This is a genomic window from Streptomyces capillispiralis, assembly GCF_007829875.1.
Classification (GTDB): domain Bacteria; phylum Actinomycetota; class Actinomycetes; order Streptomycetales; family Streptomycetaceae; genus Streptomyces; species Streptomyces capillispiralis.
The window spans coordinates 2,882,155-2,894,514 of sequence record NZ_VIWV01000001.1; the positions used below are offsets into that span (position 1 = coordinate 2,882,155).

General features: G+C 67.4%; 9 protein-coding genes. 1 reads left to right on the forward strand and 8 read right to left on the reverse strand.

Annotated features, from left to right (window positions below; all coding sequences use genetic code 11):
- Positions 1–5: 5 nt before the first annotated feature.
- From FHX78_RS11885 to FHX78_RS11920, 8 genes are all read right to left on the reverse strand, one after another.
- Positions 6–986 (reverse strand): ABC transporter permease, encoded by a 981-nt coding sequence (locus tag FHX78_RS11885; protein WP_145867411.1) that lies wholly within the window; start codon positions 984–986, stop codon positions 6–8.
- On the reverse strand, positions 979–1,902 hold the full coding sequence (locus FHX78_RS11890; protein WP_145867412.1) for an ABC transporter permease: 924 nt from the start codon (positions 1,900–1,902) through the stop codon (positions 979–981). The genes FHX78_RS11885 and FHX78_RS11890 overlap by 8 nt, the downstream gene beginning before the upstream one ends.
- Before the next feature lie 6 nt (positions 1,903–1,908).
- On the reverse strand, positions 1,909–3,537 hold the full coding sequence (locus FHX78_RS11895) for a peptide ABC transporter substrate-binding protein (protein WP_145867413.1): 1,629 nt from the start codon (positions 3,535–3,537) through the stop codon (positions 1,909–1,911).
- Between the two features lie 194 nt (positions 3,538–3,731).
- Complete coding sequence (locus FHX78_RS11900; RefSeq protein WP_145867414.1) at positions 3,732–4,847, reverse strand: ABC transporter ATP-binding protein; 1,116 nt, start codon at positions 4,845–4,847, stop codon at positions 3,732–3,734.
- A 13-nt stretch (positions 4,848–4,860) separates the two neighbouring features.
- The gene (locus tag FHX78_RS11905) at positions 4,861–5,922 is read right to left on the reverse strand and encodes an ABC transporter ATP-binding protein (protein ID WP_145867415.1); all 1,062 of its coding nucleotides are present in this window, start codon (positions 5,920–5,922) and stop codon (positions 4,861–4,863) included.
- Positions 5,923–5,932: 10 nt separating this feature from the next.
- Positions 5,933–6,910 (reverse strand): ABC transporter permease, encoded by a 978-nt coding sequence (locus tag FHX78_RS11910; protein ID WP_145867416.1) that lies wholly within the window; start codon positions 6,908–6,910, stop codon positions 5,933–5,935.
- A gap of 104 nt (positions 6,911–7,014) precedes the next feature.
- Positions 7,015–8,817, reverse strand: a complete 1,803-nt coding sequence (locus FHX78_RS11915; protein WP_145867417.1) for an ABC transporter substrate-binding protein — start codon at positions 8,815–8,817, stop codon at positions 7,015–7,017.
- A gap of 100 nt (positions 8,818–8,917) precedes the next feature.
- The gene (locus FHX78_RS11920; RefSeq protein ID WP_145867418.1) at positions 8,918–9,964 is read right to left on the reverse strand and encodes an ABC transporter permease; all 1,047 of its coding nucleotides are present in this window, start codon (positions 9,962–9,964) and stop codon (positions 8,918–8,920) included.
- 441 nt (positions 9,965–10,405) lie between these two features.
- Here FHX78_RS11920 and typA point away from each other — a divergent pair, with 441 nt between their 5' ends.
- Positions 10,406–12,322, forward strand: a complete 1,917-nt coding sequence (gene typA / locus FHX78_RS11925; RefSeq protein ID WP_145867419.1) for a translational GTPase TypA — start codon at positions 10,406–10,408, stop codon at positions 12,320–12,322.
- Positions 12,323–12,360 lie beyond the last annotated feature (38 nt).

Consider the following 12,360-nt stretch of genomic DNA (forward strand, 5'->3'; position numbering starts at 1 on the left):
GCGGCTCACCTCAGTTTCGGGTCGAGGGCGTCGCGCACCGCGTCGCCGAGCATGATGAACGCCAGCACGGTGACCGCGAGGGCCCCGGAGGGCCACAGCAGCGCGTGCGGGGCGTTGCGGATGTACGGGGAGGCCGCGGAGATGTCGATGCCCCAGGAGACGCTGGGCGGCTTCAGGCCGACGCCCAGGTAGGACAGGGTGGCCTCCAGGGCGATGTACGTGCCGAGCGCGATGGTGGCGACGACGATGACCGGGGCGACGGCGTTGGGCGCGATGTGCCGCAGCACGAGCCGGGTGTTGGACGCGCCGAGGGCCCGGGCCGCCTGCACGTAGTCGTTCTGTTTGGCGGTGATGACGGCGCCGCGGGCGATGCGGGAGATCTGCGGCCAGCCGAGCAGCACGATGAACCCGATGACCGGCCAGACGGTGTTGCTGGTGATGACGGACAGCAGGACCAGTCCGCCGAGGACGACGGGGATGGCGAAGAAGACGTCGGTGATCCGGGACAGGACGGAGTCCCAGATGCCGCCGAAGAAGCCCGCGAGGGCGCCCAGGACGCTGCCCAGGACGGCGACGCCGAGGGTGGCGAGGACACCGACCGCCACGGACGTGCGGGCGCCGTAGACGGTGCGGGTGTAGACGTCGCAGCCCTGGCCGTCGAAGCCGAAGGGGTGGCCGGCCTGCGAGCCCTCCTGGGCCTTGGCCAGGTCGCACGCGAGGGGGCTGCCGGAGGCGATGGCCGAGGGCCACAGGGAGATGAGGAGCAGGAAGAGGATGACCAGGGCGGAGAGGATGAAGACCGGGTTGCGGCGCAGGTCGCGCCAGGCGTCGGACCACAGCGAGCGGGGCCGGTCCTGCGGTCCGGTGCCGTCCGGGCCGGCCGGGCGCTGCTCCAGGGTCTCGGCCTCGTCGACGCCCAGGTCCATGGCGCCGCCCATTCCGGTTCCGGCGATGGCGCGCTCGGGTTCGTGGTGCCGGTCAGGCATAGCGGATCCTCGGGTCGAGTACGGCGTACAGGAGGTCGACGACGAGGTTGGCGACCAGGAAGACCAGCACCAGCACGGTGACGAAGCCGACCACGGTCTGGGTGTTCTGCCGCAGGATGCCCTGGTAGAGCTGGTAGCCGACGCCGTGGATGTTGAAGATCCGCTCGGTGACGATCGCGCCGCCCATGAGGAAGCCGATGTCGGCGCCGATGAAGGTGACCACGGGGATGAGGGAGTTGCGCAGCAGGTGCCTCACGACCACCCGGTGCCGGGGCAGGCCCTTGGCGACGGCGGTGCGGACGTAGTCGGAGCGGCGGTTCTCGGCGATGGAGGTGCGGGTCAGCCGGGTGACGTACGCCAGGGAGACCGAGGCCAGCACCAGGCCGGGCAGGATCAGCTCGTCGAAGGGCGCCTCGGAGGAGACCGAGGGCCGGATCCAGCCCCACTTCACACCGAGCAGCAGCTGGAGCAGCAGGCCGGTGACGAAGGTGGGCACGGAGATGACGACGAGGGTGACCAGCAGGACGCCGGTGTCGACGGGGCGTCCCCGGCGCAGTCCGGTGACCACGCCGAGGGTGATGCCGACGACGACCTCGAAGGCGATCGCGATCAGGGTGAGCCGGATGGTGACGGGGAACGCCGTGGACATCAGCTCGGTGACCTCCTGGCCGTTGAAGGCCGTGCCGAAGTCGCCGGTGAAGACGTTCCCCATGTAGGTCAGGTATTGCTGCCAGACCGGCTTGTCCAGGCCGAACTCCTTCTTGAGCCGGGCGGCGGTCGCCGGGTCGCACTGGCGCTCCCCGCACAGGCCGGCGACGGGGTCGCCCATCACGTTGACCATGAGGAAGATCAGCAGCGTGGCCCCGACGAACACCGGGATCATCTGGAGCAGCCGCCGGACGACGTAGCGCCCCATGGCGGCTCAGCTCACCTTGATCTGGTCGTACACGGGGACGCTGAAGGGGTTCAGCCTGACGTCGGACAGCCGCTCGGACCAGCCCGCGCTGCCGTTCTGGTACCAGAGGGGGATGGCGGCCATGTGGTCGCGGACGACCTCCTCGGCCTGCTGGAACAGGTCGACGGCCCGGGCGTCGTCGGTCTCCCGGTTGGCGCGGTCGACGAGGTCGTCGAACTCCTCGTTGGACCACTTGCCGTCGTTGGAGGAGGCGTCGGTGTAGTAGAGCGGCTGGAGGAAGTTCTGGATGAGCGGGTAGTCCATCTGCCAGCCGGCGCGGAACGGGCCGCTCATCTTGCGGTCGGTGATCTGGTTGCGGAAGTCGGCGAAGGTGCCGACCGGGTTGGCGGTGCAGGCACGCTCGTTGTCCAGCGCGTTGTTGATGGAGTTGCAGACGGCGTTGACCCATTCGCGGTGGGAACCGGTGTCGGCGTTGAAGGTGATCGTCACCTTGCCGCCGGGCAGGCCGCCGCCCTCCTCGATGAGCCTCTTGGCCTCGTCGGGCCGGTACTCACAGGCCTCCCCGCACAGGCCCTCCTGGAAGCCGCCGTCCTCGCCGAGGACGGGAGAGGTCCAGTCGGTGGCGGGGGTGCGGGTCCTCTGGAAGATGGTGTCGGTGATCTGCTCGCGGTCGATCGCCATGGACAGGCCCTTGCGGACCTTCTCCGCGCCGGCGGTGCTCCAGTTCCTGTCGTAGTGGGGGAAGGCGAGGGTCTGGATGATGCCGGCGGGGGTGTTGAGGTAGCGGTCGCCGAGGTCGTTCCTCACGTTCTTCAGCTGGGCGGCGGGGATGTCGTCGGCCAGGTCGAGGTTGCCGGCCATCAGGTCGGTGTAGGCGGTGTTGTTGTCGGTGTAGACCTTGAGGTCGACGCCGCCGTTCTGCGCCTTGTCGGGGCCGGGGTAGTCCTCGCGGGTGCGCAGGGCCATCTGCGAGCCGCGCGTGTAGGAGTCGACCACGTAGGGGCCGTTGCCGACGGGCTTCTTGACCCAGGCGTCGTGGTCGTCGAAGAAGGCGCGGGGCAGTGGGGCGAAGGCGTTGTAGCCGAGGGTGTCGGGGAAGGTCGAGAACTTCTGGGTGAGCCGGACGGTGAAGGTCCGGTCGTCGACCACCTTCAGCCCGGAGAGGGTGTCGGCGGTCTGTGTGCCGCCCTCCTCGGGGTGGACCTTGTCGTAGCCCTCGATGTAGCCGAAGAAGTAGGAGTTGCGCTGGTTGTTCTTCAGGCTCGCGCCGTAGTTCCAGGCGTCGACGAAGGACCGGGCGGTGACCTTCTCGCCGTTGCTGAAGGTCCAGCCGTCCTTGATGGTGACGCGGAAGTTCTGCGAGTCGGAGGTCTCGATCCTCTCGGCGACCATGTCCTTGGCCTCGCCGGTCCGCGGGTCGTAGCGCTTCAGACCGCGGAAGATCATGTCGAGGACCTTGCCGCCCTGGACCTCGTTGGTGTTGGCCGGCTCCAGCGGGTTCTGCGGATCGCCCCAGGAGGCGCTCAGCACGGCGCCGGTGTCGCTGCCGCCGCCGTCACCGCCTCCGCAGGCCGTCGCGGCGAGGGCGACCGCCACCGCACAGGCGGCCCGTCGGGCGTGCGGGGCTCGGCGCATGGGGTGCCTCCTCGTACGTACGTGGACCTTCACGCCAATATCAAGGCAAAAGGATCACTTCGCACATGTACGGCGCCTGTCCGGGGCCGACACCAGCCATATGTACGTATGAAGAACGCGGACGAGCAGCGGCTGCCGCGCGCCCCTGACGGGGGCGTACGGCAGCCGCTGCTCGTGGACTCCTGGACGGGGCGTCAGTCCTTCTCGACGCCCTCCATGGCCTTCAGGGCCGGGTCGAGGACGACGTCCTCGGTACGGGCCCCGGTGCTCGGGTCCTCCGGGAAGTGGCAGGCCGTCAGGTGGCCCTCACGGTTGCCGGAGATCTGCACCAGCGGCGGCTCCTCGGTGGCGCACTTGTCCTGCGCCTTCCAGCAGCGGGTGCGGAAGCGGCAGCCGGACGGCGGCATGATCGGCGAGGGCACGTCACCGGCGAGCCGGATGCGCTCCCGGTTGTCGACCTCGTCGTCCATGGCCACCTCGGGCACGGCCGACAGCAGGGCGTGGGTGTAGGGGTGCCGGGGACGGTTGTAGATCGAGTCCCGGTCGCCGACCTCGACCACCTTGCCGAGGTACATCACGGCCACGCGCTGCGAGAAGTGCCGGACGACCGCGAGGTCGTGGGCGATGAACAGGAAGGCGATGCCCAGCTCTTCCTGGACCTTCTGGAGCAGGTTGACGACCTGCGCCTGGATCGACACGTCCAGCGCGGAGACCGGCTCGTCGGCGACGATCAGCTTCGGGTTGAGCGCGAGGGCACGGGCGACGCCGATGCGCTGGCGCTGGCCGCCGGAGAACTCGTGCGGGAAGCGGTTGTAGTGCTCGGGGTTGAGGCCGACGAGCTCGAGCAGCTCGCGCACCTTCTTCTCCCGGCCGCCCGCCGGGTTGATCCCGTTGACCTCCATCGGCGACTTGATGATCGTGCCGACGGTCTGCCGCGGGTTCAGCGAGGAGTACGGGTCCTGGAAGATCATCTGGATCTCGGACCGCACGGACGCCATCTTCCTGCGCGAGGCGTGCGTGATGTCCTGGCCCGCGTACGTGATCCTGCCGCCGGTCGGCTCCAGGAGCCGGGTGATGAGCCGGCCCGTGGTCGACTTGCCGCAGCCCGACTCACCCACCAGGCCGACGCTCTCGCCGACGCCGACGGTCAGGTCGACGTTGTCGACCGCCTGCACGGCGCCGACCTTCCGTTTGATCGGGAAGCCGCCGTAGATCGGGAAGTGTTTGGTCAGGCCCTCCACCGTCAGCAGCGTCTCGGCGGACGCACCGGTGGAGCCCTGCTGTGCGGGGAGGGTGAGGTTGTCGCTCATGTCTCGGATCTCCCTAGCGCAGCCGGGGCTGGATCTTGTCGATGAAGATGGTCTGCTTCTGTTCCGCCGTCAGGTGGCACGCGGCCGCGCGGCCTTCGCCGAGCGGCGGGCGCTCGGTGCTGCACCGGTCGCCCCCCACCTCGCCGGTGAAGGCGCAGCGCGGGTGGAAGGGGCAGCCGGAGGGCGGGTTGAGCAGGCTGGGCGGGGACCCGGGGATCGGGTTCAGCGCCTGCGAGGTGTCGCCGCCGAGCCGCGGCATCGAGCTGAGCAGGCCCCAGGTGTAGGGGTGCTTGGGCTCGCGCAGCACCTCGCGGACGCCACCGCGCTCCACGGCCCGGCCCGAGTACATCACCAGCAGGTCGTCGGCCATGTCGGAGATGACGCCGAGGTCGTGGGTGATGAAGATGATCGCGGAGCCGAACTCCTGCTGGAGGTCCTTGAGCAGGTCGAGGATCTGCGCCTGGACCGTCACGTCCAGGGCGGTGGTCGGCTCGTCCGCGATCAGCAGGTCGGGGTCGCAGACCAGCGCCATGGCGATCATGGCGCGCTGGCGCATACCGCCGGAGAACTGATGCGGGTAGTCGTCCACCCGGGACGTGGGCTGAGGGATGCCGACCTTGGTCAGCATCTCGATCGCCCGCTCCCGCGCCTCCTTCTTGGAGGCACCGGTGTGCTTCATGAACGGCTCGGCGATCTGCCGGCCCACCGTGTAGTACGGCGAGAGCGCCGTCAGCGGGTCCTGGAAGATCATCGCGACCTTGTTGCCGCGGAGCTTCTCCATCTCCTTCTCGGAGGCGGTGACCAGGTCCTGCCCCTCGAGGAGGATCTCGCCCTCGACGGTGGTGGTCTTGGGGTTGTGCAGGCCGAGGACCGTCAGGTTGGTGACGGACTTGCCGGAGCCCGACTCGCCCACGATGCCGAGCGTCTTGCCGCGTTCGACGTCGAAGGACAGCCCGTCGACCGCCTTGACGATGCCGTCCTCAGTGGAGAACCGCACCCGCAGGTCGCGGACCGAGAGGAAGGAGTCCGGCCCGGTCGGGGCCTTCTCGCCTTCGGTCTTGGTCAGTGTGGTCACGGTGTTTCTCCTAGCTGAGCCGCACGCGCGGGTCGATGTAGGCGTACGCGAGGTCGACGATGATGTTCAGGATCAGGATGAAGAAGGCCCCGAACAGCATGACGCCCATGGTCACCGGCAGGTCCTTGGTGAGCGACGAGTCGACCGCGAGACGGCCGATGCCGGCCAGGTCGAACGTGAACTCCGTGACCACCGCGCCGGACAGCAGCGCGCTGAGGTCCATGCCGAGGATCGTGACCATCGGGATGAGCGAACCACGCCAGGCGTAGCGGAAGAAGACGTACCGCTGCCGCATGCCCTTGGCGCGCGCGGTGCGGACGTGCTCCTCCTGCAACTGCTCGATCATGGTCGAGCGGGACATACGCGTGTACTGGGCGGTGAAGATGGTGGCCATCACCAGCCAGGGGATGAGCATGCCGAGGGCCCAGGTGAAGGGGTTCTCGGTGAACGGATAGTACTTCGGGTTCTCCATCAGGCCCGAGCTGTACACCAGGATGCCGAGGACGATCGGGCCCAGGAAGTAGATCTGGAACGAGCTGAGCACGATCGAGGCGCCGCTGACGAGCTTGTCGACGACCGTGCCGCGCTTCCAGGCGGCGAGCAGACCCGAGCCGAGGCCCAGCGTCAGGAAGATCACCAGACCGCCGACGGTCAGGGACAGCGTCGTCGGGAAGCGATCGATGATGGAGTCCCACACGAAGGTGCCGGTGTCGAAGGAAACACCCAGGCACGGCGCGGAGCAGTGCCCCTGCGGGAAGTCACGGCCGGCCACGATGCCCGACATGAACTCCCAGAACTGGGTGGTGATGGGCTTGTCCAGGCCCAGGTTCTCGCGGATCACCGCGAGGTTCTCCGGCGAGCAGTTCTTGCCGCAGGACAGCGCAGCGAAGTCCTGGGGGATCGTATAGAACAGGAAGAACGTGAAGGCGCCGATCAGGAACATGATGACGACGGCGCCGATCAGCCTGCGGATGAGGAACTGAAGCATGGCGGGTGGATGCTCTCTTCGAAACGCGGCGGCAGGGAGGGGGTACCGTCCGCGGGGGTGCGCTCCGCCTGGCGCACACCCCCGCGGTCAGCCGAGCTGACGGGTTACGGCTGCTTCAGGTACAGGTCGTTGATGTCGATGTAGCTCGACTCGTTGCTGTACTTGGCGCCACCGATGTTCGAACCGAAGAGCTGGATCTGCTTCGAGTAGTAGACCGGGGCGGCCGGGTTGATCTCCTCCACGATGCGGTGGTGAGCCTGCTCCCAGGTCTTGGCGGCCTCCTCCGGCTGCTGCGTGAGGGCCTTCTCGATCAGCTCGTTGACCTGCGCGTCGTTGATGTGCGAGTAGTTCGACGCACCGTCCTGGACCTGCGTGCCGTCGTAGACGGGGGTGATGACCGTGGACGGGGACGGCCAGTCCTGGCCCCAGCCGGTCATGTACAGGTCGTACGGGTTCTTCAGCTTGCCGACCTGCTCGTAGAAGCTGGCCCGGTCGATCTCCTTCGCCTGGATGTCGAAGCCGATCTTGTTGAGCGCGTCCTTGATGATGACCATCTGGGCCTGGCCGCGCGGGGTGTTGGAGTAGGCGTAGGTGAGCTTCGTGCCCTCCTTGACACCCGCCTCCTTCAGCAGCTGCTTGGCCTTCTCCGGGTCGCCGTTGGGCTTCTTCAGCTTGCCGAACGGGTCGTAGGTGGCGTCGAAGCCCGGCAGGGTCGGGGCGAGCAGACCGCCGGCGATCTCACCGCCGTAGCGGCCGCCGTCCGCCTGAACCATGGACTGGTTCGGGATCGCGTACGTGATCGCGTCCCGGATCTTCTTGTCCTTCATCCGGTCCAGGTTGAAGGTCAGCTGCCACACGTAGGGCTGGTAGCCCTGGATGGTGCGCTTCTTGGCCTCCGCGTCACCGATGACCGTGGACATCTGGGCCGGGTCCACCGAGTCCGTGAACTGGATGGCGTTCTTGGCCTCGCCCTGGTCGGCGATCAGACGCTTGGTCTGGCTGGGCTGGTCGATGGTGCTGGTGAAGTTGTAGCCGTCGACGTACTGGTGGCGCACCGAGTCCGTCTTGGGGTCCCACTGGTCGTTCTTGACCAGCTTCATCGACTTGCCCGGCTTGTACTCGGCGATCTTGTAGGGGCCGAGCGCGGCGGGGGCGTCGTCGTACTTCTCCTTCGTGTCCTGCTTCTCGGGCACGATGGCGTAGCCGGCCATGGCCAGGGCCTGCGGGAGGTCCGGGCGCGGCTGGTCGAAGTGGAAGACGACCGTCTTGTCGTCCGGCGTCTCCAGCACGGAGTCCGGCAGGTGCTTGCCCTTGTACGGGCCGTCCGGCAGGTCCTTGCGGTAGTCGGCGCCCGACAGCCAGGTCTGGACGTACGTCGGACCGTCGAAGATGACCTTCGAGTACTGGCGCTCGATGGTGTGGCGGACGTCGGCCGAGGTGATCTCGTTGCCGTCCTCGTCCTTGACGCCGTCCTTGAGCTTGTACGTCCAGGTCTTGCCGCCGTCGGAGGACTGGCCGGAGTCGGTGGCGACGTCACCGACGACGGTGAGGTTGCCCTCCTCGTCCTCCTGGAAGTTCGTCAGACCGCGGTGGACCAGGTTGGCGAACTGGCCGGCGTCGCTGACGTAGATCTGGCCCGGGTCCATGTGGCTCAGGTCCGACTGCATGTAGACGTTGATGAAGCCACCGGACTTGGCCCCGGCGACCTCCTCGGCCGGGCCGTTGGAGGCGGCCGCGTCGGCGTAGGCGACAGGATCCTGCTGCTCGGCAGCGTCCTTCTGGGACTTCGAGTCGTCCTTGCCCTTGCTGCCACTGCCGTTGTCACCGGAGCAGCCGGTGAGCGCCAGGGAGCCGGCCACGATGGCCACGGCGATGGCACGCGCGGTGCGCGTTCTGATGGGCTTCATGATGCCGATGCACCTACCTGTCGATAGTTGTCCACGAGTGCTGCCTGACGGTCCGGTCACCCGGCACGGGGGCGGCAGCTCCCCCACCACCAATGGACGGTTAGCGTCCGGTCTTGGGGTCGAATGCGTCCCGGACGGAGTCTCCGAGAAGGTTGAAGGTGAGGACGAAGATCACCAGCGCCGCGCCCGGGAAGAACATGAACATCGGGTCCTGCTCGTACACGTCGGCGCCGATGGCGAACATGCGGCCCCAGTCGGGAGTCGGCTCGACGAAGCCGACACCGATGAACGAGAGGAAGGCGATGGTGAGGATCGTGCTCGGGAGGATGTAGGTGGCCTGCACCAGGATCGGTGTGACGATGTTCGGCAGGATCTCCTTGCGCACGATGCGCCAGGGAGAGGCACCGGACACCTTGGCCGCCTCCACGAACTCCCTGTCAGCCAGCGAGAGAACGGAACTGCGCACCAGACGGGCCAGGCCCATCCAGCCGAGGAACCACATCACCAGGATGATCGCCACGGCCCGCAGGTAGGTGGGGGTCTCGTCCTGCGGGTCGACGAACATCGCGGTGACCACGGGCATGAAGGCGATGAAGAACAGCTGCTGCGGGAAGGCCAGGAAGAAGTCCGTGACCCGGCCGATCCAGTAGTCCACCCGGCCGCCGAAGTAGCCCATGATCATGCCGATGATCACGCCGGTGACCACGCACAGGGTCGTGACGACCACGGCCATGTACAGCGAGGTGCGCATGCCGTACAGCAGCATCGTGAACACGTCACGGCCGAGCTTGGGCTCCACGCCGAACCAGAACTCGCCCGACATGCCGCCGAAGGAACCGGTGGGCATGGCGAAGTCGTCCAGGAGGAACGGGTAGTCCGGCTCCTGCGCGTACAGCGTGTAGGGATTCTTGCCGTACACCTTCGCGATGAGCGGAGCGAGCGCCGCGACCACGAAGAAGAAAATCACTACGCACGCGGAAACGACTCCGGTACGGTCGCGCTTGAAGCGCTGCCACATCAACTGGCCGGGGGAACGACCCTCGGGCTGCTTCTCGCCCTGGGCGACCGCGTTCTCCGTGGTCGCTGCGAGCTCAGGGTCCAAGACAGCCGCGGACCCGGAGTCCTCGGCCTTGATTGGACTGGTCATCGTGTTCGTCCCCCGGGGGGTTGGAGAGTTGAGCGCAGCACAGATACCGGCAGGTTCTGTGGTTTGGGGGAACTTTCGCCAAACGAGTCAACGCGCGTCAAGGGCGGAAGACATAGGGATCTCCCTACCGTCCATATTTTGAGCAAAAATTGCAAAGATTGACATCTACGCGCGCTTGACACCTCTCTGGACAAACCGGCAAATCGGTCAAATGCCCACAGCATTTTGTTTACATGTCCGAAACGTGTCGGCGTGCACACCGATATGCGAACGTACCCTTACGGTTCCCGGGGGTCACAGGGGCCCCGTGGGCTCGCGACGGCGGACCCGGCGGCGGCCCCGTACGATGGAGTGAGGCCGAGGCGTGTTCAGCCCGGCAGGGCCCGCACACCACAGACGCTCGTGCGGGACATACCTCAGCACTCCGGGAGTACGCCTTTCATGGCTGTGACAACTACGCGTCACGACATCCGCAACGTCGCCATCGTCGCTCACGTCGACCACGGCAAGACCACCATCGTCGACGGCATGCTCAAGCAGGCCGGCGCCTTCGCCGCCCATCAGCTCGACTCCGTCGACGACCGCATGATGGACTCGAACGACCTGGAGCGTGAGAAGGGCATCACGATCCTCGCCAAGAACACGGCGGTGAAGTACCACCCCAAGGTCGGCGGGGACCCGATCACCATCAACATCATCGACACCCCCGGCCACGCCGACTTCGGCGGTGAGGTCGAGCGCGGCCTGTCGATGGTCGACGGTGTCGTGCTGCTGGTGGACGCCTCGGAGGGCCCGCTGCCGCAGACCCGCTTCGTGCTGCGCAAGGCGCTCCAGCAGCGGCTGCCCATCATCCTGTGCATCAACAAGACGGACCGGCCGGACTCCCGGATCGACGAGGTCGTCAACGAGACCTACGACCTCTTCCTCGACCTGGACGCCGACGAGGAGCAGATCGAGTTCCCGATCGTCTACGCCTGCGGACGGGACGGCGTCGCCTCCCTGACCAAGCCGCAGGACGGCACGGTCCCGGCCGACTCCGACTCCCTGGAGCCGTTCTTCTCCGCGATCCTGGAGCACATCCCCGCCCCCACCTACGAGGAGGGCGCCCCGCTCCAGGCCCACGTCACCAACCTCGACGCGGACAACTTCCTCGGCCGTATCGCGCTGCTGCGCGTGCACCAGGGCGAGCTGAAGAAGGGGCAGACCGTCGCCTGGATGAAGCGCGACGGGTCCGTCTCCAACGTGCGCATCTCCGAGCTGATGATGACCGAGGCGCTCACCCGCAAGCCCGCCGAGAAGGCCGGCCCCGGTGACATCTGCGCCGTCGCGGGCATCCCGGACATCATGATCGGCGAGACCCTCGCGGACACCGAGAACCCCGTCCCGCTGCCGCTGATCACGGTGGACGAGCCGGCGATCTCCATGACCATCGGCACCAACACCTCTCCGCTGGTCGGCCGCGGCGGCACCGGCAAGGGCGCCGACGCGAAGGCGGCCGTGAAGGACCGCAAGGTCACCGCCCGCCAGGTCAAGGACCGCCTGGACCGCGAGCTCATCGGCAACGTCTCGCTCCGCGTCCTGGACACCGAGCGTCCGGACGCCTGGGAGGTGCAGGGCCGCGGTGAGCTGGCGCTGGCCATCCTGGTCGAGCAGATGCGCCGCGAGGGCTTCGAGCTGACGATCGGCAAGCCGCAGGTCGTCACCAAGGACGTCGACGGCAAGACGTACGAGCCCGTCGAGCGCATGACGATCGACGTGCCCGAGGAGCACATGGGCGCGGTCACGCAGCTCATGGGCGTCCGCAAGGGCCGGATGGACAACATGTCCAACCACGGCTCGGGCTGGGTGCGCATGGAGTTCGTGGTGCCGTCCCGCGGTCTGATCGGTTTCCGTACCGAGTTCCTGACCCAGACCCGCGGCACGGGCATCGCCCACTCCATCCACGAGGGCCACGAGCCCTGGTTCGGCACGCTCACCACCCGTAACAACGGCTCCCTGGTCGCCGACCGCTCCGGTGCCGTCACCGCGTTCGCGATGACGAACCTCCAGGAGCGCGGCGTGCTGTTCGTCGAGCCCGGAACCGAGGTGTACGAGGGCATGATCGTCGGCGAGAACTCCCGCGCCGACGACATGGACGTCAACATCACCAAGGAGAAGAAGCTCACCAACATGCGGTCGTCCTCGGCCGACTCGTTCGAGGCGATCGTCCCGCCGCGCAAGCTCTCCCTGGAGCAGTCCCTGGAGTTCTGCCGCGACGACGAGTGCGTCGAGGTGACCCCGGAGGCGGTCCGCATCCGCAAGGTGAACCTGGACGCCCGCGAGCGGGCCCGCGCCGCCAGCCGCGCCAAGCACGGCTGATCCCGGCCCGGACCGGCCGACGGACGGGAGCGGCACAC

Excerpts from the sequence above, each read along its gene's own strand:
- FHX78_RS11890 (WP_145867412.1), bottom strand. The coding sequence starts at position 1,902 with ATGGGGCGCTACGTCGTCCGGCGGCTGCTCCAGATGATCCCGGTGTTC.
- FHX78_RS11885 (WP_145867411.1), bottom strand. The coding sequence starts at position 986 with ATGCCTGACCGGCACCACGAACCCGAGCGCGCCATCGCCGGAACCGGA.
- FHX78_RS11915 (WP_145867417.1), bottom strand. The coding sequence starts at position 8,817 with ATGAAGCCCATCAGAACGCGCACCGCGCGTGCCATCGCCGTGGCCATC.
- typA (WP_145867419.1), top strand. The coding sequence starts at position 10,406 with ATGGCTGTGACAACTACGCGTCACGACATCCGCAACGTCGCCATCGTC.
- FHX78_RS11900 (WP_145867414.1), bottom strand. The coding sequence starts at position 4,847 with ATGAGCGACAACCTCACCCTCCCCGCACAGCAGGGCTCCACCGGTGCG.
- FHX78_RS11895 (WP_145867413.1), bottom strand. The coding sequence starts at position 3,537 with ATGCGCCGAGCCCCGCACGCCCGACGGGCCGCCTGTGCGGTGGCGGTC.
- FHX78_RS11920 (WP_145867418.1), bottom strand. The coding sequence starts at position 9,964 with ATGACCAGTCCAATCAAGGCCGAGGACTCCGGGTCCGCGGCTGTCTTG.
- FHX78_RS11910 (WP_145867416.1), bottom strand. The coding sequence starts at position 6,910 with ATGCTTCAGTTCCTCATCCGCAGGCTGATCGGCGCCGTCGTCATCATG.